Origin of the sequence: Corynebacterium nasorum (assembly GCF_030229765.1) — a bacterium.
Lineage (GTDB): Bacteria > Actinomycetota > Actinomycetes > Mycobacteriales > Mycobacteriaceae > Corynebacterium > Corynebacterium kefirresidentii.
On record NZ_JASPGY010000003.1, the window covers coordinates 63,331 to 85,231 of the forward strand.

17 protein-coding genes are annotated in these 21,901 nt (G+C 59.3%); 2 read left to right on the top strand and 15 right to left on the bottom strand.

Annotated features, from left to right (window positions below; all coding sequences use genetic code 11):
- Positions 1–64: 64 nt before the first annotated feature.
- From tsaE to QP904_RS03675, 5 genes are all read right to left on the bottom strand, one after another.
- A complete protein-coding gene (gene tsaE, locus QP904_RS03655) occupies positions 65–565 on the bottom strand; it encodes a tRNA (adenosine(37)-N6)-threonylcarbamoyltransferase complex ATPase subunit type 1 TsaE (protein ID WP_284835560.1) in 501 nt (166 codons plus the stop codon).
- Positions 555–1,658, bottom strand: a complete 1,104-nt coding sequence (gene alr, locus QP904_RS03660; protein ID WP_284835642.1) for an alanine racemase — start codon at positions 1,656–1,658, stop codon at positions 555–557. Before alr ends, tsaE begins: the two co-directional genes overlap by 11 nt.
- Positions 1,659–1,740: 82 nt before the next feature.
- Positions 1,741–3,264: an ABC-F family ATP-binding cassette domain-containing protein gene (locus QP904_RS03665; RefSeq protein ID WP_284835561.1), complete on the bottom strand. Its 1,524-nt coding sequence runs from the start codon at positions 3,262–3,264 to the stop codon at positions 1,741–1,743.
- Between the two features lie 192 nt (positions 3,265–3,456).
- Positions 3,457–5,328, bottom strand: a complete 1,872-nt coding sequence (gene glmS / locus QP904_RS03670) for a glutamine--fructose-6-phosphate transaminase (isomerizing) (protein WP_023020611.1) — start codon at positions 5,326–5,328, stop codon at positions 3,457–3,459.
- A gap of 95 nt (positions 5,329–5,423) precedes the next feature.
- The gene (locus tag QP904_RS03675) at positions 5,424–8,228 is read right to left on the bottom strand and encodes an FAD-binding and (Fe-S)-binding domain-containing protein (RefSeq protein WP_200289067.1); all 2,805 of its coding nucleotides are present in this window, start codon (positions 8,226–8,228) and stop codon (positions 5,424–5,426) included.
- 201 nt (positions 8,229–8,429) lie between these two features.
- On the opposite strand from QP904_RS03675, the gene QP904_RS03680 reads away from it, so the two are divergent.
- The gene (locus tag QP904_RS03680; protein WP_200288258.1) at positions 8,430–9,263 is read left to right on the top strand and encodes a dienelactone hydrolase family protein; all 834 of its coding nucleotides are present in this window, start codon (positions 8,430–8,432) and stop codon (positions 9,261–9,263) included.
- A 4-nt stretch (positions 9,264–9,267) separates the two neighbouring features.
- On the opposite strand, the gene QP904_RS03685 is transcribed toward QP904_RS03680, so the two are convergent.
- From QP904_RS03685 to eccCa, 10 genes are all read right to left on the bottom strand, one after another.
- The gene (locus tag QP904_RS03685) at positions 9,268–9,525 is read right to left on the bottom strand and encodes a hypothetical protein (protein WP_034655755.1); all 258 of its coding nucleotides are present in this window, start codon (positions 9,523–9,525) and stop codon (positions 9,268–9,270) included.
- Entirely contained in the window at positions 9,525–11,306 is a 1,782-nt protein-coding gene (locus QP904_RS03690; protein ID WP_284835562.1) for a hypothetical protein, read from the bottom strand. The genes QP904_RS03685 and QP904_RS03690 overlap by 1 nt, the downstream gene beginning before the upstream one ends.
- Entirely contained in the window at positions 11,303–11,617 is a 315-nt protein-coding gene (locus QP904_RS03695) for a hypothetical protein (RefSeq protein WP_023020607.1), read from the bottom strand. Before QP904_RS03695 ends, QP904_RS03690 begins: the two co-directional genes overlap by 4 nt.
- Before the next feature lie 112 nt (positions 11,618–11,729).
- A complete protein-coding gene (glmM, locus tag QP904_RS03700) occupies positions 11,730–13,073 on the bottom strand; it encodes a phosphoglucosamine mutase (protein WP_259824981.1) in 1,344 nt (447 codons plus the stop codon).
- A gap of 189 nt (positions 13,074–13,262) precedes the next feature.
- Positions 13,263–13,796, bottom strand: coding sequence for a 30S ribosomal protein S9 (rpsI, locus tag QP904_RS03705; protein ID WP_023020604.1), 534 nt, complete (start codon positions 13,794–13,796; stop codon positions 13,263–13,265).
- Positions 13,796–14,239, bottom strand: coding sequence for a 50S ribosomal protein L13 (gene rplM, locus QP904_RS03710; protein WP_023020603.1), 444 nt, complete (start codon positions 14,237–14,239; stop codon positions 13,796–13,798). The genes rpsI and rplM overlap by 1 nt, the downstream gene beginning before the upstream one ends.
- 402 nt (positions 14,240–14,641) lie before the next feature.
- Positions 14,642–14,929, bottom strand: coding sequence for a WXG100 family type VII secretion target (locus QP904_RS03715; RefSeq protein WP_005322746.1), 288 nt, complete (start codon positions 14,927–14,929; stop codon positions 14,642–14,644).
- A gap of 69 nt (positions 14,930–14,998) precedes the next feature.
- Positions 14,999–15,313 carry a WXG100 family type VII secretion target gene (locus tag QP904_RS03720; RefSeq protein ID WP_023020602.1) on the bottom strand — a complete coding sequence of 105 codons (315 nt, stop codon included), beginning with the start codon at positions 15,311–15,313 and terminating at the stop codon, positions 14,999–15,001.
- 128 nt (positions 15,314–15,441) lie between these two features.
- Positions 15,442–16,566, bottom strand: a complete 1,125-nt coding sequence (locus tag QP904_RS03725; RefSeq protein ID WP_200288260.1) for a type VII secretion-associated protein — start codon at positions 16,564–16,566, stop codon at positions 15,442–15,444.
- Positions 16,567–20,286, bottom strand: a complete 3,720-nt coding sequence (gene eccCa, locus QP904_RS03730; protein WP_284835563.1) for a type VII secretion protein EccCa — start codon at positions 20,284–20,286, stop codon at positions 16,567–16,569.
- Positions 20,287–20,437: 151 nt separating this feature from the next.
- On the opposite strand from eccCa, the gene eccD reads away from it, so the two are divergent.
- Positions 20,438–21,865: a type VII secretion integral membrane protein EccD gene (gene eccD / locus QP904_RS03735; protein ID WP_200288262.1), complete on the top strand. Its 1,428-nt coding sequence runs from the start codon at positions 20,438–20,440 to the stop codon at positions 21,863–21,865.
- Positions 21,866–21,901 lie beyond the last annotated feature (36 nt).

The window sequence follows — 21,901 nt, forward strand, 5'->3', positions numbered from 1 at the left end:
ACCCGGGGCAAATTCTCCGCGTAGGAGATTCATCACTTATCCGCACTTTAGGCGGACATTTGTGCTAATGACCGCCCCGCAACGACCACGTAAAGCGGCGAACATCCTCGTCTGCGCCCGCGTATTCCGCCGGCTCGCGGTCGATGCTAATAAACAGGTAGTGCTCCACAATCTGCTCTACTAGTCCCCCACCCCATTCGGCAATGACCACGGCGTCTTCTAGCTCCGTGTCCAAGTCCAAAGCATCGAGCTCCCCTAGCGGATCCCCGGAATTAGCGCCGCCTTCATCGAGCAAACGGTAGGCATCAACGTGAACGAGGTCCGGCCCACCTACGGTTGAGCGGTGCACCCGGGCAATCACGAAGGTCGGCGAGGTTACCCGCCCCTTGACCTGCATGCCCTTGGCGACGCCCTGAGTTAGCGTCGTCTTTCCAGCCCCCAATGGCCCATCCAGGATCACCACATCGCCAGCCTCGAGCGCCGCACCCAGCTCTGCGCCGAAGGCATAGGTTTCTTCCACCGTGGATAGGTCACGGCTGCCGGATTCCGGAAAGCTACTGCGCATCTTCTTCTCCTATGTATTCGCGTTCGGTGCGGCCATCGGGCAAGCAGACCACCTCATAGTTGATGGTTCCTGCCGCCGCGGCGAGATCCGTAGCCGATACTCCCCCGTTGCCGAAAATCACGGCATCTTGACCCGTGTCCACACCATGGGGGTTGTCGCCCAGGTCCACCACAATCTGATCCATACAGATTCGGCCTACCTGTGGATACAGGTGCCCGCCGATGCCTACATGCAAATCGCCTTGATAACCACGCGGTAGACCATCGGCGTATCCGCAATCCACGGTGGCCAAAAATCCCGGCTCATCCGCCTTCCAGGTCAGTCCATAGCAGGTGCCTTCCCCTGGCTGAATCGGCTTTACGTTAAAAATCTGCCCGGACCAGGTCATGGCTGGGCGCAGACCATGCTCGCGGCCGTCAATAGGCTCCAAACCATAGCAGGCGGCGCCTACACGTACCTGCTCAAAATAGGAGGAAGGACGCGTCAGCACAGCTGGTGAATTGGCCAGGTGATTGACTGGACACTCCAGCCCAATCTCGCGCGCGAGCCGCAGGGCCTTGCGGAACGCCTCCTCTTGGGCGTCGTTGTGTGGATTATCCGGCTCATCAGCACAGGCAAAGTGCGACATAAGGCCGAGAACCTTGATATGTGGGGCGTCGCGCAGCACCTTGAAAGTGTCCGCCCAATCCTCTTCATCCACGCCGGAACGGTGCATGCCGGTTTCTACCTTGACATATACCTCAGCAGGAAAATCGGCTTTAACCAGCTTATGTGCCTGTTCAAGAGAGTTAACTGCTACTTCAATGCCGCAGGCAAGTGCCTCTTCGAGGATTTCGTCCGTCTGCCAAATCCACGCCACGATGGGTGCCTCCACACCCGCGCGGCGCAAATCCACCGCCTCCCGCAGAGTGGCCACGCCAAAGCTATCCGCGCCTGCACGCGCCATTACCGGCACGACTTTGGTCGCGCCGTGGCCATAGGCATCGGCCTTGACCACGCACATGAGCTTGACCTCAGGCCCTACCTTTTCCTTGATGAGGCGGACGTTGTGCGCAATGGCGGAGAGATCAATGGTGGTTTTCAGCATGTCCACCATTGTGCCACTGCTCACCCCTTTGCTGAATTCGGGCGGGTAGGGGCGCATTCGCCCGCGATAGCTCCACCTTGGAGTCGGCTCATCCAATGTCCTCTATGGAAACTTGCCTCGTAAGTTCTATCCGCGAGCAGAAATCTTCATCGTGGCTCACCACTAGCAATGCACCCCGATAACTTTTCACTACCGAGACCAGCCAATCAATAGTTGAAATATCAATATTGTTGGTCGGCTCATCGAGCATTAGCAACTGCGGCGCCGGATCCGCCAAGAGCACTCTGGCGAATTCCGCCCTAAATCTTTCGCCTCCCGAGAGGGTCCCAGTCAGCGCATGCACCGAGTCAGATTGAAACAACAACTGAGCAAGCTGATCGCGGATGAACTGCGGCTCCTCTTGCGGATTCGCGTTGGTAACCACGTCCCACACGCTGAGAGAATGGTCTAACTCAATTCGTTGACGTAAGTACCCTGAGTTGTCGATAACGAAGCCCGCTTCACCGGAGTTAATTCGGTTTAGGAGCGTGGTTTTGCCACTTCCATTTGGCCCTGACAAGCGCACGCGTTCTGGGCCAACAATCGATAACCCGGGAACTGAAATAACCCGCTTTCCTTCTGGCAGCTCAGTTCGTGGCAGCTCGATATACACCGAGTCATCATCACGTATGTTTCGCTCTGCTCGAACTATAGAGCGTTGGGCTGCTTCAACTGCCCCTGAATGCAGCTGTGCTCTGCGCGATGCTGTCTTTTCGGCTCGCTGTTTATCAAGCTTCATCGTCATGCCAGGCTTGCGCTTCGACTCTGCGAACTTCCTTCCCCGGCGCGCATCACGCGCAATCCGTGTTTGCATTGCTTGTTGTTCGCGGAGTTGCTGCTTATAAGTCGCTTTGGCGGTGGATACTGCCTTTTGCGCAGCTTCCTGTTCTGCATCAATTGAGGCAAGGTAATCGGAATAATTTCCTGGGAAGAAGCGTAGGTTCCCATCCCTTAACTCCGCTATCTCAGAAACTACATCCAACAGGTCTTTGTCATGGCTTACCACTAACACCGGCGCCGCGGCATTTACCAACATATCTTTCAGATGTTTCTTTGCAGCTCCGTCGAGGTTATTGGTCGGTTCATCGAGGATAATGAAATCTGGCTCGGACAAGAACACCGCCACCAAAGCGACGCGGACCGCTTCCCCTCCAGAGAGGCTTTCGATAGGGCGGTCCAACGGGATATCCAATCCAGCGGCGGAAAGGGCAGCGCTAATGCGCTCACCAACGTCCCATTGCTCCTCAATTAACTCATAGAGTTCTGGGTCATACTCACCAGATTCGACTACGGAAATCGCCGCGAGCACTTGGGTGACGCCGAAGATGTCTGCTACTATGTCATCTCTATTCCAAGCAAGGTCTTGTGGCAGGTAAGCTACCGATTCCGGCTTTTCCACCGTTCCGGCCGTAGGCAAGATATTTCCAAGGATGACGTTTAATAGAGTTGTCTTCCCTGCACCATTATCCCCAATTAGTGCAGTTAAAGGGCCAGAAAAGGCACCGTTTAGGCCACTGAAGCAGGTCGTTCCATCGGGCCATATAAGGGAAAGATCATTTAATAAAATAGGCATGCTTAAATCCGTTCTTCCTTTAGTGTTTTAGGCGAAAACACGACGGATGAGCACTGCCTACTCCTTTCACCGACAACGATTGCTCCCTAAAGCATAACAGTTTCAAGCTGCAAAGAAATGCCAAAGCCCCCTTTCCTACCACGCAAGAAACGCGGCAGGTAAGGGGGCCTAACGGCGGACGCTTGGAGTGGATTACTCCACGGTCACGGACTTGGCCAGGTTGCGAGGCTGGTCCACGTCGTAGCCCTTGGACTTGGCTACGTGGGCAGCGAAGATCTGCAGCGGCACGGTAGCCAGCAGCGGCTGCATGAGGGTCGGCGCCTTCGGGATGCGGATGACGTGGTTAGCGTAATCCTCCACGGCGGTATCGCCTTCTTCCGCGATCACGATGGTGATAGCACCGCGGGCACGGATCTCCTGAATATTGGAGACGACTTTGGAGTGCAGGGAGTCGCGGCCACGTGGAGATGGCACGATAACGAAGACCGGCTGGCCTTCTTCAATAAGCGCAATTGGGCCGTGCTTGAGCTCGCCTGCGGCAAAGCCCTCGGCGTGCAGATAAGCGATCTCCTTGAGCTTCAGCGCACCCTCGAGAGCCACCGGGAAGCCCACGTGGCGGCCCAAGAAGAGCACGGATTCCGCGTCCTTCATGGAATTGGCCAGGTTGGCCACCTGGTCTTCCTCGTCGATGACGCTTTGGACCTTATCCGGCATGTGGCGCAGCTCAGCGAGAACGCCCTGGATCTCATCGGCGAACATATTGCCACGCAGCTGAGCCAGGTAAAGGCCAAGCAGGTAGGTGGCGGTAATCTGCGCGAGGAAGGCCTTGGTAGAGGCCACGGCGATTTCCGGGCCGGCGTGGGTGTAGAGCGCGGCATCGGATTCGCGCGGGATGGACGAGCCCTGGGTATTGCAGATGGCAATGACCTTGGCGCCCTGCTGGCGGGCGTGGCGCACGGCCATCAAGGTATCCATGGTCTCGCCGGACTGGGACAGCGCAACAACGAGAGTCTTCTCGTTCACGATCGGATCGCGGTAGCGGAACTCGTGAGCGAGCTCGACCTCGGTAGGAATGCGGCACCAGTGTTCGATGGCGTAGCGTGCCACATGGCCAGCGTAGGCGGCGGTACCGCAGGCAATGACGATGATCTTGTCGATGGACTTCAGCACGGTCTCATCGATGCGCAGATCATCGAGGGTCAGTTGGCCTTGCTCATCGAAGCGACCCAGCAGGGTATCGCGCACGGCGGAAGGCTGGTCGTGGATTTCCTTTTCCATAAAGGAATCAAAGCCGCCCTTTTCCGCAGCGGCGGCATCCCACTTGATTTCAAAAGGCTTGCCCTGTGCAGGGTTGCCCTCATAATCGGTAATTTCCACCTCGTCCGCGGTGATGGTCACAACCTGGTCGTTGTCCATCTCCACGGCAGACTTGGTGTAATCAATAAAGCCGGATACATCGGAGCCGAGGAAGTTCTCGCCCTCGCCCAAGCCGATAACCAGCGGGGAGTCGCGGCGAGCGGCAACGATGCGATCGGCCTGTTCGGCGTGGATGGCCAGCAGGGTAAACGCGCCCTCCAGGCGAGCGCAGGTTAGCTGCATAGCCTTGGTCAGGTCGCCGGCTGCCTCATTGTGGAAGACATCTCCCAGCAAGGTGGCAGCGACCTCGGTATCGGTCTCGGAAACGAAGTTATAGCCCTTGTGCAAAAGCTCGGACTTGAGCTCCGCAAAGTTCTCGATGATGCCGTTGTGTACCACTGCCAGCTTGCCGCCATCGACCACGTGCGGGTGCGCATTCAGGTCGGTGGGGCCACCATGGGTAGCCCAGCGGGTATGGCCGATGCCCAGCACGGAGTCAGGCAACGGGCGGGCTGCAATCTCAGCATCCAGCGCAGCGACCTTACCGGCCTTCTTGCGCCAGCTGATATCTCCATCGGCGTACATTGCTACGCCAGCGGAGTCATAGCCGCGGTATTCCAAACGGCGCAGCCCTTCCAGAACTACGTCGAGGGCGAAGTAATCACGGCCACCACCAGCGTGACCAATATATCCAACAATTCCACACATGGTTGCTGATTTTACAGCACAAGGGGCAAAGCTCTAGGCGGGCGGGGCGTCGGCAAGCAAGGCACGGCACCCCACCCGCTACTGTGCTGGGAAAACTAGCGCGATGCCTGTTCCAAAAGCTCCAAAATGTGGTGGTAATCCTCGCCGGTGGCACGGGTAAGGCCAAGCTCGCAAGTGCGGTTGGTCGAGGCGTGATACTGCGCTCCGATTTCCTTGACTTGCGCTGCCTCGGCGCGGGTGGCGGCAGCGGTAAGCTCCGAGTGCAGCATGCCGCGGTCACCGGCATAGCCACAGCAATTCCACTCGGTGGGAATGTGTACCTCGGTCGCGGCGGCGCGGGCCACCTTTTCTACATCGTCCATCATGCCCAGCTGGAAGGCAGAGCAGGTGGGGTGCACAGTCATGGAAGCCACTGGATTCTTTACTTCCAGCTGCGGCAGCAAGGTATCGGCCGTAAAGCTAATGGCGTCAATAACGGTGATACCCACCGACTCCAACATATCTTTAAAGCCAGCGGTGCAGCTGCTGGCGTCCACGATAACCGGAAGGCGCGCACCATCAGTAGCGTCCATGACGATATCGCGCACGCGCTGCTCCATTACATCGTGGCCGGCCTGCATGCCCTTGGAAGACCATGGTGTACCACAGCAAAGCTTGTCGATGCCCTGCGGAACCTCCAGCGCGACCCCGGCGCGCTCCAAGAGCGCCACAAAGGAATCGGTAGCACCCTTGCCGCCGCCTTGCGGGCCGAACATGGTGTTCACGCAGGCGGGCAGATAGATTCCGGTGGTCTGGGCATAGCGATCACCTACGCGGCCGGCCAAGCGGCCGCGGGACTTGCCGCCCTTGCCCAACTCTGGCTGGTACTGCGGGAGATTATCGGCACCGATGAGACTGCGGCCCACATCGGTAACCTTTTTGACTAGCTCGGTGGGCAATAGGTGCGCGCCGGTAAGCGCTACCCCGGCGCCTTGGCTGACTACCTGCCAGTTCTTGGCGGCAGCACCCCACAGCTTTTGCTGCGCTGGCTGGGCTTCCTCGCGGCGCAAGCGCTTGATGAACTTGCCGGTATCGATGCCTACTGGGCAGGCAGTGCGGCACATCGAATCCACGGCGCAGGTCTCGACGCCCATGTACTCGTAGGCCCGATCTAGCTCAGCGACGAGTTGGCTATCGCCAGCTTCTTCCGCGCGCTTGCGGGCGCGGCGCACCACAATGCGTTGGCGTGGGGTGAGCGTGAGGTCGCGCGACGGGCAGACCGGCTCGCAGTAGCCGCACTCCACGCAGCGGTCTACTTCCTCTTCCACGGTGGGATTGAGCTTGATGTTTTTGATGTGTGCATCGGGGTCATCGTCCAAGATGACGCCGGGGTTCATCGTGTTGGTGGGATCGCAGGCCCGCTTGAGTTCCTGCATTACCTCATAGAGCTCATCGCCGTACTGGCGGCGCACATACGGCGCCATGGCGCGGCCGGTGCCGTGTTCCGCCTTGAGATTGCCCTCGGCCGAGAGGACCAAGTCCACCATGCCCTCGTTGAAACCGTTATAGCGACCGATGGCATCATCGCCTTCAAAGCGGTCCGTAAGCAGGAAGTGGATATTGCCGTCCTTGGCGTGGCCGAAAATGACGGCATCATCATATCCATAGCGGGCAAAGAGTTCCTGCAGCGAAGAACAAGTATCTGCCAGATCGCCGACGGGCACGACGATGTCTTCCAAAAGGGCCGTCGTGCCAGACGGGCGCGCCTCTGCTACCTGGGCGTACAGACCCTTGCGGAAATTCCAAGCGGAAGTGCGCGTTGTGGCATCAGCCGAGAAGGCTGCCGGGGACTGCAGCGGCAATTCGCGCAAGAGCTGCGATCCCTTGCTTTCTTTCTCCTGCAATTCCTCTTGGGCATCAGCGTGATACTCAATGAGCAACGCGGCCTGCTTATCCACATCGAAACCGGTAATGGCCTGCGGCACCTTATCAAAGCCTTGACCGACGCGAATAGAGGCAGAGTCCATCAGCTCCAGGGTGGCCGCTCCGGTCTCCAAAAGTGCCGGCAGGGACTTGGTGGCAGCGCTGAGATCATCAAATACGGCCACCGTGGTGGTGGTCAGCTTAGAAATCGGCACCGTGCGGAAAACCGCTTCCGCAATGAAGGCCAGGGTTCCTTCCGAACCGATAAGCAGGTGCTCAAAAAGCTTGACCGGGCTATCAAAGTCGAGGAAGGAATTGAGACCATAGCCCATCGTGTTTTTCAGCTGGAAGTGACGGCGGATAATATCCACGGATTCCTGGTTATCGCGCACACGGCGCTGCAGGCGGATAAGCGTGTCCACCAGCTCCGGTTCCTGCTCCTGGAACTGCCGGTCTGCATCCGGATCGGCGGTGTTAATTACGGTGCCGGTAGGCAGCACAAAGGTCAGCGATTCCAGAGTGTTATACGTATTGAGCTCAGTGCCGCAGGCCATGCCGGAGGAGTTATTAGCCACCACGCCGCCGATGGTGCAGGCAGACTCGCTGGCCGGATCCGGCCCCAGTTTGCGGTTGCGCAGGCCTAGGCGGGCGTTGACCTGACGCACCGTCGCGCCGGGCTGGACGCACACGCGCTTGCCCTCATCAAGAACTTCTATACCGCGGAAGTGCTTGCGCACATCCACCAGGTATCCATCGCCGGAAGCCTGACCTGCCAGAGAGGTGCCACCGGAGCGCAGAGTTACCGGAACATTCTGCTGCCGGCCCGCACGGAAGATGGCCGCCACATGCTCGGCGGAGCGAGCCTCGATGACTGCCTTGGGGGTGTACAGGTAGTGCGAGGCATCGGAGGCATGTGCCACGCGGTCAATGACCTCGGTCTTTACCTCCATCCCATAGCGAGTAGAAAGTTCTTGCACATCAACGACGCCGGTAGTCATGTACCGCAGCCTGCCTTCCCAGAAAAAGAGTACGTAGTTGTTCACACATTGCACTCCCCTGCGCTTAGCGTCGCAAGTTAGGAGGGGCTTAGGAAAGCTCGCCGCCACACCCGCTCCTCGGCCGGATACTGCGTAGATTTTTCTCAGATAAACCCGCACCCTTTCCCGCCTGGCGGGTGATCTTCATCTATCCTGGAATGCGTGTCTGCGAATTTGAAAAAACATCTAGCAACGTTGTCGAAGCGTGGCCGCAACCGAGTTTTGGTTGGCGACCTTGACTATGCCGGAATCACCGGCAAGGTTTATACCCCCGCGGAGGGCCAGAGCCTGCCCGCGGTGGCTTTTGGCCATGACTGGATGCACAAAATTAAGGATTACCACGCCACCCTGCGCCACCTGGCTAGCTGGGGCATCGTCGTGGTAGCCCCCGATTCTGAGACCGGCCCCTTCCCCGACCACCGCAACCTAGCTGCGGATATGGAATCCGCGTTGCAGATTGCCGCCGGGGTAAAGCTAGGCTCCGGAAACATTACGGTCTCCCCGGGCAAGCTCGGCATGATTGGCCACGGCATGGGCGGTGGCACCGCCGTGTTAGGAGCCTTGGATAACAAGAAGGTTAGCGCCGTCGCCGCTATTTATCCCTCAGTCACCTCCCCCTCTGCGGTGCAGGCTGCCCGCCGCATTGACACCCCGGGCCTAGTCATCGGTTCCGGCCAGGAAGACATCTTCAATGCTGGCAACCCTGCCAAGCTCGCCCATAATTGGAATGGCCCGGTGTGCTTCCGCGCCATCGACAAGGGCACACACGCCGGCTTCACCGAAGATCGTCTGCGCAAGCTGGCCATCGGCACCTCCGCTTTCCAGTCTGGACCCACCGAAATCGCCCGCGGCTTGGTCACCGGCTTCCTGCTGGCCACCCTAAATGACGATTCCACTTACGCCGCCTTTGCAGATCCAGAAGCAAGCGCAAAGAAGGTCGAAAGCTTGGTAGGCGAAGACCTGGCCGAGCGCGCCGGCGTAACCCGCGACGCCTAAGGCTTTAGCCCCGCCGCAGCACTGATTGCACCTGCCCCGACGCGTTTCGTGAACGCGCCGGGGCAGCGCCATATCGGGGCCTGGGCGCCGCTGCTTGTCGACGCCCCACTTGCCCCTTCTCCCTCCGTGCCTCCTGCATGGCCTTATCCGCGGATTTTTCAAGCTCGTCTTGCGCTTTCGCCAGCGTTTTTTCAAATTCCAGCAAGCGTTTAGCCGTCCTTTCTCGAAAGCCCTGCGCAAACTCTGCGAAATCATTATTCATTACCACTGCCCTGCCTTTCGTGCCTTAATGGATGGTTCTTCTGGCGCGGGTCCTGCCTCTGGCTGGGGCGCTGGCGCCGGCGCAGGTGCTGGGTCGGGAGCTGGTGCTGGCTCAGGAGCCGGTTCTGGGCCCGGCTGAGGCGCTGGCGCAGGTGCCTGTTCAGGCGCCGGTGCTGGGGCTGGTGTCTCCGCTGCACCAGCGGCTTGGAGGTGCGCCACCTTTTCCGGTGGCGGCGTTGGCTCCTCTACCTGAGACAGCTCTGGGGGCGGTGTTATGACTCCGTCATCACCAGTCGGTTCAGGTTCAGGGCAAGGCTCCGGTTCGGGCTCTGGCTTAGGCTCAGGGCAGGGATCAGGTTCTGGCTCAGGTACGGGATCGGGTTCGGGTTCTTGCACCGGACAATCCAGTTCGGACATGTTCTCCAAGCACTGTGCAGCGCCTTCCACAATGAGGCCCACGCCCACCAATGCGATTCCAGCTCCGACCAAGCCGAGGCTACCGCTACAGGAGGATTCGATCTCACAGACTTCTGAGCTGGTCTGGGTAGTAGTGACACATTCTTCAGTACTCTCTCCGGTATTCTCTGGGCACAGTGGTTCTTCGCTTGTGTCCGTTTCAGAAGCGGGTTCGGTTTCCATTTCTGGCTTGGGCTTCGGCTCTGGATGAGATTCTGGTTCCGGGCACGGCTCTTCTACCTGCTGCGGCTGTTCCGGTGCTTCCTGCGGCGGAATGATCTCCGCCTGCGCCGGCCTAGTGGTCTCTACTTCGCGCTCCGACTGTACTGGCCGCTCGGTGTTTGATTGCTCGGTGCACTCACAGCAGTGGCACCCAGCACCAAGCTCTGATGAGGTCTCCGTGTGCATTTCCGTCTCGGCTGCAGGCTCCGGTGCAGGGCATGCCTCAGGTGGAGTAGGCGTTGGTGAAAGAGGCGTCGGTTGTGGTGGAACGGAGGTGGCGTGGTGTGATTCCGGCTTGGAATCAGGCTCAGGCATCGGTTTGGGCACAGGTGGGCACTCCACTTGCGCAGGCTCGGTGGGCCGCGATGGCGGGCACTCATCCTTTGGCATCGGATTCGTGGGAGGTGGAGCGTCTGGGCACTTCTCTACGGGTGCCGGGCAGGCTTCATCTGCAGGTTTAGCCGGCGTCGGGCATTCTTCCGGCATCGGGCGCTCACAGACGCACTCACAGCGCGATTCGAACTCGCTATAACAGGATTCGATCGCATCATCGCGGTCGCGGCAGGTGCTGGCGATATTGTGATTTGTCTCCTCAATAATTTGCCCCCCGATCGTGGAAAGAATCGGGATGATGAACCTGGCTAAAGGGTGTTTGGTGGCGACCATGGACAAAATATTTAACAGTGGGATGACCGCAGAGACGAGCTCGGTAAGGGCCGTGTCAGAGACATCAACGACGTCAGCAATAGCGCCTGAGCACTGCTCCGCCGAGCTAGTCAGATGTGCGGCATCTTGGCGGTCAATGTCGAAGTCTTCCTGCACGCCGCACAGGTGCTCACGCATGGCGCCCTGAGCAACCTCGGAATCATCCTGCTGCAAATAGCCCGCTAGTCCAGCACCGCCTACCTTCGGGCGATTGCCGCCCACGGCCGCAACGGTATTTTTCACCAAATTTTCGGGCGCAATGCCATCAACCGCACCGACTAACTCTCCTAGTAGATTCATCGGCATGCTGGGGCCCGAGTAGCTGCCCAGGCAGGCGAATTGGAATTGAGAAATAGCGTTAGAGTAGTCCCCCAACAGGGATTTTGTCAGCGTACTCACTTGCTGCCAGCCTCCCTACCGCGTGCAAAGGAGCTGCCAAAGGACTCATCAAAATCGGCGAAGGCGCGCACCTGTTCATGAGCGGCGTGGGCGGTGGCGGATAAATTATCCAACCTCTGCCCGCCGCGCTCATGGATGCGCGCCAAGACATCACGAATGCGCTCACCGTGGCCGCCAAAATTGCGTCCAGCCGCGGCCACCGGAAAATCCGGTACCTCGGCCCGGTGGGCATCGCGTTGCTCGTCGTTATCGGCTACGACCTGCCGTAGTGCGGACATCGCCTCCAAGGGGCGAAGAAAAACCTCAGACACTTGTGTATTCCCCCAAATCCATATGCGGTAAAAGTTCTCACCTTCATTGGACTGGGGATTGCGCCAAATGGTTCCCTCGGATTATAAAAATCTTCCACACTAAGCGGTGACTCTAGACCGAAGAAACGATGGCGGAAAGCCTCCCTGCAACCTTGCGGGCCTGCTCCTTGTCCGCAGCCTCTACCATGACGCGGAAAACTTCCTCGGTGCCGGAAGGTCGCAGCAGGACGCGGCCGGTCTCGCCGAGTTCTTCCTCGGCCTGAGCGATGGCTTCTTGTACTTCGGGGGCATCCATGATGACGCCCTTATCAGAAACCGGCACGTTGATGAGCACCTGCGGTAGCACGGTCATTACCGATGCTAATTCCTTTAGGGACTTCCCGGACTTGGCCATGCGCGCCATGATAGACAGGCCGGTAAGGGTGCCGTCGCCGGTCGTGCAATCATCCGTCAACACCACGTGGCCGGACTGCTCGCCGCCCAAGGAGAAATCGCCGCGGTTGAGCTCTTCTAGAACATAGCGGTCGCCTACTGCGGTGTGACGCACCTCGATGCCTTGTTCCTGCATCGCCAGCTTCAGGCCTAGGTTGGACATCACGGTTGCTACCAAGGTGTTATAGCGCAGGTCATTATCATCCTTCATGCCCACGGCCAACAGCGCCATAATCTGGTCGCCGTCAATCACATTGCCCTCGGCGTCCACAGCCAAGCAACGGTCGGCGTCACCATCGTGGGCCAGGCCCAAATCGGCGCCATGCTCGACGACGGCCGCCTGTGCCTTTTCAATATGCGTCGAACCGCAGTCCTCATTGATATTAAAGGCGTTCGGCTCATTGTGGATAGCAATAACCTCAGCCCCGGCCGCCTCATAGGCGATGGGAGCAACCTTGGAGGCCGCACCATTGGCGGTATCTACGACCACCTTGATGCCGCTCAAATCCGTGGAGACCACTTCCTTTAAATGGTTGAGGTAGCGCTCGCGTCCGTCTGGCGCCTCCGAAATGATGCGCCCCAACTTGGTGCCAGTCGGGCCGTCTTCAGTGAGGTTTTCCATAGTGGCCTGAATCCTGTCTTCTATTTCATCCGGTAGCTTCTTGCCGCCGGCGGAGAAGAACTTAATGCCGTTATCCGGCATAGGGTTGTGGGAGGCAGAAATCATTACGCCGAGATCCGCGCCATAATCATCCGTCAGGTAGGCAATCGCCGGGGTCGGCAACACGCCCACGCGCACCACGTCAACGCCGCGGGAGGCCAAACCGGAGGCAATCGCCGCATCCAGCATCTCGCCGGAAACGCGCGGGTCGCGACCAATAATGGCCAACGGCCGACGCTCATAGGATTCCCGCTGGGCGGTGAATACCTCCGCAGCGGCCTGGCCTAGTTGCAAGGCCAGAATCGGGGTCAGCTTCTTGTTCGCGAGGCCGCGAACGCCATCGGTTCCAAAAAGTCGAGTCATGCAGTCAATTATGCACGCCTGTGCCCAGCGATTGCATGTTGGGGCGGTTTAGGCGAAATCAAGCTTTTGGTTTATCGACGGGTTGAGCACTATTCCTTCCGCCCGCGCTTCCATAAAACGACGAAAGCCGCCGCCTCCCAAAGGGAAGCAGCGGCGTTCGTGGCGCTTGCGCGCGCAGTAGAAGCGAGATTAACGCTTGGAGTACTGCGGTGCGCGACGTGCCTTGTGCAGACCAGCCTTCTTACGCTCAACTGCACGAGCATCACGGGTGAGCAGACCAGCCTTCTTGAGGGCGGTACGGTCACCTGGGTTGTAGATGTTCAGTGCACGAGCGATAGCCAGACGCAGGGCGCCAGCCTGACCGGTTGGGCCGCCGCCGTTGACGGTGACCTTGAGGTCGAACTGGTTCTCGCGCTCCAGCAGGGTAAGCGGCAACAGGATGTCCTGCTGGTGCAGCTTGTTCGGGAAGTACTCACCGAACTCGCGGCCGTTAACCACGATCTGGCCGGAGCCAGCAACGAGGCGAACACGAGCGACGGCGCGCTTACGGCGTCCGACGGTCTGGATCGGGCCCTCGTGTACCGGAGCGGCAGCCTCAACCTCTTCGGTCTCGGCCGGTGCGATGGAATCACCGATGGTGTTGGTGAACTCTTCGGTAGCGGCGCTTGCTGCAGCGATGTCAGCAGCGTCGGCTACGTTGTTGTCGATGTTCTGCTCAGACATTACTGTGCCACCTGCTTAAACTCGAAGGTTTCCGGCTTCTGGCCGGCGTACGGGTGCTCTTCGCCTGCGAAGACGTGCAGCTTCTTGATGGAAGCGCGGGAGAGCTTGTTGTGCGGCATCATGCCGGCAACGGCTTCTTCGATAACGCGAACCGGGTTGGCGTCCAAAGACTGACCCAGGGTCATGGACTTCAGGCCGCCCGGGTAGCCGGAGTGACGGTAGCGCATCTCGCGGCCGCGCTTAACGGAAGAAACGTGGATCTTGTCAGCGTTGAGGATGATGACGTGGTCACCAGCGTCAACGTTCGGTGCGAACTGTGGCTTGTGCTTGCCGCGCAGCAGGTCTGCAACGGTGGAAGCGAGCTTGCCCAGCACCACATCAGTAGCGTCGATGACGTACCACTTGCGGGTGATGTCACCGCTCTTTGGGTGGAAAGTAGACAATTTGACTCCTTGAAAGTCTGTCTCGGAACTGCCGGCCAGCGCTAAGCATCCATCCACTCCCGTACAGCGGCCGGTGGAGACCTGCAGGGAGCGCTTCGCCAGCTGCTAGCCGACGAGCGAACACATAGGTCTCCTACCCTACTTGCTCACCTGCTCGAAAACCAAAACGCCGAAACCGGTACCTTCCGCGGCTCAAACGGAAGGTACCGGCTCGTGGGTGTGGGCTAGAAAGGTACGACTTGAAAAGGTGGAAGAGAGGAAAAGAGGTGTTGGTCAAAAAGTGCTCACGCTGCAATCTTTTGCCAAGACTGCGGCTGCGTCCGCCTCCTGCCACTCAAGTGTGGTCAGTGGCACCGCAAGCTCGGCCAAGACAGCCTGAAACAGTGCAGGCGGGGCGCGGATCTAACCCCAGCTTGCGGCGGCGCGACGATTGACGTCACTCATTGCATCATTGCCCTGAGAGACGGTCTTGGAGATGGTCGCGAGCACGGTATTGAGTTCCTGAGATGCCTTGTCCCACTTGGCCTGTGCCTGGTTATAAGCCACTGCGGACTCGCCCTCCCAAGTGCTCACCATCGGCTGCAGCCGCGCCTTCAGGTCTGCCAAGGTGCTGTTGATGCGACCTGAGGTAGCGTTGATATCAGCTGCGGCGGAAGAAATGGCACCGAATTCGTACTTGATCTCGGACATGTGGTGGTGGATTCCCTTCTGTGAATCTATAGGTTTTGGTCAGTGGACTAGAGAACTGTGCAGTGCGGTTTAGAGGGCGAGGCCGCCACCAACATTGGAGAATGCCTGGGCGTTTTCTGCTTCCACGTTGTCGAAGTTGTGGGCGTTGCTGCGGATATTGTCAGAGATAGAGGCCAATGCCTCGCGCAGCTGTTGTGCAGAGGTGTTGTAGCGCTGCATCAGGTCATCGAAAGAGACCTGGGCTTGGCCTACCCAGCTTCCGCGCACAGAGTCGACGACTCCCTGCAGGCGGGTGAGCTCGCCTTGGACTTCATCATTGGTGTTATCGACTTTGCCGGCGGTGGCAACCATGACATCGGCTTGTGTCTTGAAAGTCTGAGACATAAGAGTGCGCCCCTCCTTAGGGCGGATGAGATTGTGTATATTCCCCCGAAAAAGCATCTGTGCTTTCTCATCTTTATTGGACTGAACTTTCCACCAAACGGTTCCCGCCTGGGGCAAAGTTTTTAAGACTATTTTTTGACCAGGCTTTCCGTAGCCATGCGGCAGGCTGCCTTTTGCACAGCATTGGAATTGTGGCGGGTATGGCACCCCACAGACATCTGATGCCCACGGTCTTCCCAGGTAGTCCACTCCACCAAAGAGCCGTCCCCTGGGTCTTCGGTATAGCTCAGGCGCCCGGCCTTATCGGTGGCATCGCGTAGCGCCGGGTCTTCGTCGACCTGCGCGCGGATTTCTTTAAAAAGTGCATCCGCCGGAACGTTAAACATTTCATCCGCCGCCAATAGGATACGCAGGTTCGGATCCTCCCCGGTGGCGGTAACCAACCCATCTTCTACCTTGGTATGAAACCCGGTGGGAACGACCACAAACATCCCCTCAATATCTAGATGCTTCTCCCCTGGATTTAATTCGTTACCACCTGGTTCTGCAGTATCCACGGCACTGGACTCTGGCGAGTTGGGCACGGATTCCATTGCGCTGTCGCGGCCCGGCTGTGCGGCGCGTGGTTGTGGGCGGGAATCACCTGAGGCGGCATCACTGTCTGCTGAATCTCGTGCGCCGATAGCCCACCAGGAAGCTCCGGCAACGGCAATAATGACCACTGCAATTGCGAGGTGGAAGATATCAATAGCCCCGAGCCAACCGCGCAGCCGGTCGGACCAGCTTGGTGTTACTGGCTCATCATAGGCTGGCGCTTCCATCACTCTGGTGGGAGAAGCTGGTTCCGCAATCTCCGTAGCCGGATGAGTAGGGGTTCCAAATGAGGTTGACGTAGCTAACGAGGAGATAGCTGGTTCTGGGTCAATGAGCCGCACCCCGGTGACTTCCAATTGCCGGCTGACAATGGTGGTGGCCTCCTGCGCAATGTCCGTGCCGGACGAGTCTGCCACCACGCAAGCTTCCACGTCGGGCCAGGACGGCCCGGCCAACTTTGAAATCTGATCCATGACCTGCCCCAAAGCCCAACCTTCCACGATGCCGGTACCCGGCAGGTCGTAGCGGTATACCGAATCAGGCCCTTCAAAAATGGTGGCCGCGTCTAGGATCGTGACGGTAATTGGTACAGCGTTAGTCTCCCCACCGTCAGTGATTGGGGCGCCGGTATGCGAATTCGCGCTGAGGTTGGTGGTCATTTACTTCTCTCCTTCTGGGTACACCACTTGGGCGACGCCGAGGTTTTCACCCCGGATGCTCCACTGACCGCGGCCGGGTGGTTGTTGGCTGGGTTTAAGGCCAAAGATGGTGCCTTCGTCCCGGTCGGCGTCGAAAAGCAGCAACGCTGGTTGAAGATCGCGCACTGCAGAGAAGAATTGGCCGAAAAGGGCGCGGCCAATGCCACCGGACTTGCGAGCGACGATGAGATGCAGGCCAATGTCGCGGGCGTGCGGGAGTAGCTCCAGGAGCGGTGAAAGGGCAATATCGCTCAGCAGGTCCGCATCGTCGATGACTAAGTAGATATCTGGGCCCTTCCACCAGTCTCGTGCGGCGAGCTGCGCTGGGGTAATATCCGGGCCCGGCAGGCGGGATTCCAGTGTCCGGACAGTATCGAGAATGGTCTCTTGTGCACTTGTCTGCGTTGCGGCATAAGCGGCAACCATGTCTTGGTTCAAAGTTCCCAAGTGGGCCCGCCGCTGGTCGATGACCACAAGGCGAGCGTCTTCCCGCGCGAAGGCGCAGATACCGCGCATTATTTGTGCCAAGAAGGTGGACTTGCCGCAACCCTGCGCTCCTATTGCCACTAGGTGCGGCTCGCGCGATGGATTCCACGTCAGCGGATCGAGATCCCGTCCGCCGATGCCCCAGGCGATCTCGCCGTCGGGAATTTCCCCTTGAGTAGCAAGGGCAGACGGGGTGAGTACCGCGGGCAGCATCTTGAGTTGCGGAACTGGATCGGCTGCGGTATGAACGCGGCAAATGTGGGCGATGTCCTGGTTTGATGTGCGAGCTAGGAGCATATTCTCTCCGGCCAAGGTGAGCCCGCGGCCCGGCGCGCTGGGTAGCTTCTGCTGCAACTTGCGGTCAATAAGCGAATCCAAGGACTCACCAAGGCGCAGCTCAAGTCGGTTCGCTATGAGATCGCGGATAGCGGGGCGCATCGTGGTCCACCGCGAGGTGGCAATGACGACATGCACGTGGGCAGAGGCGCCATCGGCGACTATCTCTGTGACTTTCTCCGCTATGTCTTCAAACTCCGCGCTGGAGGTGCCAATGTGGTGCCAGCCATCGATGACGAGGAAAGTTGCGCACTGTTCCGGGCGGCGAACAAGACCGGCTACTTCGTCCACAATGCGCCGCACCTTTTCCCCCTCCTCACGCCCGGCAACTCCGGCAACGTGGGGCAGTCTCTCCAGAGACGCTAGCTGACCGCCACCCAAATCGATGACGTAGAAGCGTGCCGCCTTGGGGCTATGCCGTAGCGCCAGAGCCGAGACGATGGTGCGCAGCGCACTTGATTTTCCTGACTGCGGGCCGCCGCATAAGGCCATGTGCCCGCCGTGCTGGTGGAAATCAATTATCAGCTCATCTTGGCGTTGGTAATACGGTCTATCAATAATGCCGACGGGAGCCAGCAGCGTCCCGTTACCTGCAACAGACGACGAGGCGCCCACGTCCGCTCCGCTAGACAGTCCGGGTAATGCAGATAGCTCAATGACCGGTGGTAGCGGCGGCAGCCAGATACGGTGCGCCGATTGATCACGCAATCGGGCTTCTTCTGCCGCGGCACGCACGACCTCGCTAAGCACAGTGGTGGTGTCATCGAGAACAACCACAGGGCTAGTGCTTTCTTCCTCCTCTGCCCAACCTCGAAAGAACTGCACGCGGCCGCGGGCTACGGCGGGTCCGTCCCCATGAGCTTCAGCTATCGCCCGGCGCGGCACGGGCCCAGAAACATAGGAGGCTTGGAAACGAATCAACGCCTCGGCATCAGACTTGAGGTAGCCCGCGCCGGGTTGGCCGGGCAAATGGTAGGCATCGGTCACGCCCAATACTTGACGGGATTCCGCCGAAGAGAAGGTTTTTAGCCCGATTCGGTAGGACAGGTGGGAATCCAGCCCCCGCAACCGGCCTTCTTCAAGTCTTTGAGAGGCTAAAAGCAGGTGCACGTGGAGACTGCGCCCCAAGCGGCCAACGGCAACGAAAAGTTCCGCAAAATCAGGGTGCTGGCCCAAAAGCTCCGAGAACTCGTCAACAACAATGACCAAGGCGGGCAGTGGCCCGTGCTCGCGTACTGCAGCGGCGGAAGCGTTGTACTCGCTGACGTTGGCGAAGTTTCCGGCGGTGCGCAACAACTCTTGGCGGCGGTTCATCTCACCGGAGATGGCATCGTACATGCGCTCTACCAGCGTAGATTCCTCTTCCAAGTTAGTAATCACTGCAGAGGTATGCGGCAGGTGGTCACATCCTAAGAAAGTAGCGCCGCCTTTGAAATCCACCAGTACGAGGTTCAGCTCGTCCGGACTATGGGTAGCTGCAAGCGCGGTGACGAGGGTGCGTAGGAGCTCCGACTTGCCGCTGCCGGTCGCGCCGATGCACAGGCCATGCGGGCCCATGCCACCGTGGGCAGATTCCTTAAGATCCACCGTGACGGGTTGGCCGACCGTATCGATGCCGACGGGCACCATGAGGCGCGCCGAGCCTTCTCGGCCATGCCACATGCCGCTGGCCGCTAGTTCTTCCACGTCGCGATAGCCTAAAAGGCCCATGAGGTCACTTCCATGGCGGCCAGAGGTGCTATCGGGCCGGCGAAAGGAAGCCATGCTGCGCGCAAGCAATGTCGCAGCGGCCACGCTCATTCCATCGGGAGCCCCTAGTTCTTCCACCCCGGCTGCGGTGACTACCTGCAAGTGCTCCCCTGCCACCAGGCTTAGGCCTTCGTGCTCGGCACGTACCCCCAGCGCCGAGGACGGCGCCCCTGCGACCTCGATGATGGTGGTGTAAGAATCATCGTGGAAAAAATCCTCGGTGCCCGTAGTCAGCACGCCATCGACAATGAGGATGCGAAAGCGTGCCTTCTCCGGCGTGCGAGCGTGGGGCAGCCACTTTAGCCATTCCCACGGCCCACCACGAGCCTCGATGCCGCAAGCTTCTGGGCCATGCGCCAATGCCATCTGGAGGACCATAGCGCGCACCATATCGCGGGCGGGATCCGCAGGCTCTTCACCTCGCGTCGACGCCGTACCGGAAACAGAAAGAAAGCGAAAAGCCTGCAATTGAATAACCACCGGCATATCGGGCACGGTACCCACCGCTTTGATGGTCTGGCGCATGCTCACTGCACACACTGGGTCTAAGTCCTCGGTGGCTCCAGAATCCGGCACGTTGATGGGAGTGCACAGCGTGGTAGGCCCAGTTCCTACGCGTACCTCGAGGGCATCCGAGTCATCGGGGCCGCGCTCCCACATGCGACGCGAGCCTATCAGCGCGCTAAGCTCTTCCGGTGCGGGGTGGCGATAGTTCTCATGTGCGCGCTGCGCAGAAGCGTTGCATAGGGCCTTTTCCCGTAAGGCTTTGATGTGGCGCAGGTAGGTGCGTCGGGTTTCATCAGGATCCTGCCCGCTGTTATTGGGCCCAAACATCATCGCCATGCTCGCCAGCATCATCAGCGGAAACATCAAGGCCATCGGGCTTATCTGCCGGGAATCTCCCGCACCAAGCACCATAAGGGCGACCATGCCAAGCATCGCCGCAATCATCACCACCGGAAGGAGCAGCCGCACCAGCGGTACCGGTTGTGGGCGTACTGCCTCTGGGACCTCCTCGGCCTCAATGCTCCCGGTGGGCAGCGGCGGTGCAGCATCCCGCAATGGCATGGTCAACGGCTCAATTACACGGGTATCCCCGATCCCAAGCATGCTTAGGTAACCTCCCCCGAGCCACGCGCCAGCGCCCTTAGCCCCCTGCCAAGATTCCTCGCGCTGCGGTGGACACGTCGCCACTAGTAAGCCACAATATGTGGCATTGGGCAAGGGGGACGCCCACAATCCATTGACTTTCGGGGGAATAATGACTACTGCTACAGCGCACCACCTGCGCCTTACCATCCGCATTCACGCCGGTACATTCCACAAAGAGGCGGACGTGGCACTACCGTTGAGTTCCAGCGTGGGCGAGCTTTTGGCTGAAATCACGGACTTAGTGGATGCGCCCACGATTTCCGAGCCCTGGCGCGCCAGTACTGTTTCTGGCCGCGCTATCGATCTCACCGCCCCGCTGGCCGCCACTCCACTTACCGAAGGCGCCATCCTGGTTATTAGTCCGCGCGAGCGCCGCCCTGCGCCGGTGATTCGAGATGCAGCAGAATCGCTTGCCGCCGCGGCCGAGGAGGATACTACCGCTGCCCTTCCTGTTGTTTGGGCGTGGGGAGGGCTACTTGCCGCCTTCGCTTTGCTCTGGGTTAGCACCCTTCCCCTTGCGGCGTGGGCGGCGCTGGCCGCAGGAGCGCTTTTGCTCGCCCTGTGGATCCGTGTCCTGTCGCTGGTGCACCTTAGCTTGGTGGCCAGCATGGCGTGCGGCTGGGTGATAATTTCGCCCTCGCTGGATGAGGCGCCTTTTGCCGCATTTACCGCCTGTTTCACCCTGCTCATCGTGCTACTTGCCTGCCACGTCACCGGGTTAAGCACGGTTCGCACCAGCTCTGCGGCACTCACTGTCTCGGCTCTCATCTTCATCGCGGCATTGGGGTATCTGCTGCCTGGACCAAAGGCAGGACTACACGCCAGCCACGGTACGGCGGCCGCTGCCTGTGTCATCATCGCCGGCATTATTATGCTGGCCACTGCCCCTGCATTGAGCATTGCTACTGCTGGCCTCAAGGTTCCGCAGCTGCCCACGGCCGGCCAAGATCTTGCGGTATCCGATGCTAGCCAGCCGGATGTCGATAGCCGCGCGTGCCGCGCCAGCAGCGCCTACGAGGGAATGTGCTGCGGCCTGTCACTCTGTCTTATTCCGGCGCTCATCGCTCTCTCGTTTACAGGCAGTGGTCCGGCCCTATCGCCGACCCATGGCGCGCCTGATTCTTTCACCGAGTACATTTCGGTGCTTTTTGGAACTGAGGGCTCCGGCGCGGGCTTCGTCCAAGCACTCTGTGTTACTTCCGCGGGTGCCGTAATTATGCACGCCTCCCGGCACGGTCGTGCGCTAGCCAGTTGGGCACTCATGGTTTTGGCAATTGCCGCGTGCCTGGCTACTTGTCTCTGTGCCACCCACGCGATAGTAGATTCCGGGCTCGCACATGCTTGGGCACCAGCCTTGATTTCCGGTCTCGTTCTCATCGCTATGATTAGTGCCCCGCTGTGGGCGTCCAAGGTGGCGGGGCTAGAACCCACCACCATCGCTTGGTTTGAGCGCATCGAATCCCTAGCTATTGCCGCCAGCTTGCCACTCGCCGCCCACCTAACCGGCGTTTTCATGCTCATCAGGGGTATCGGATGATGCGCAGTCTACCTACTACATTGTGGATAAGCCCGG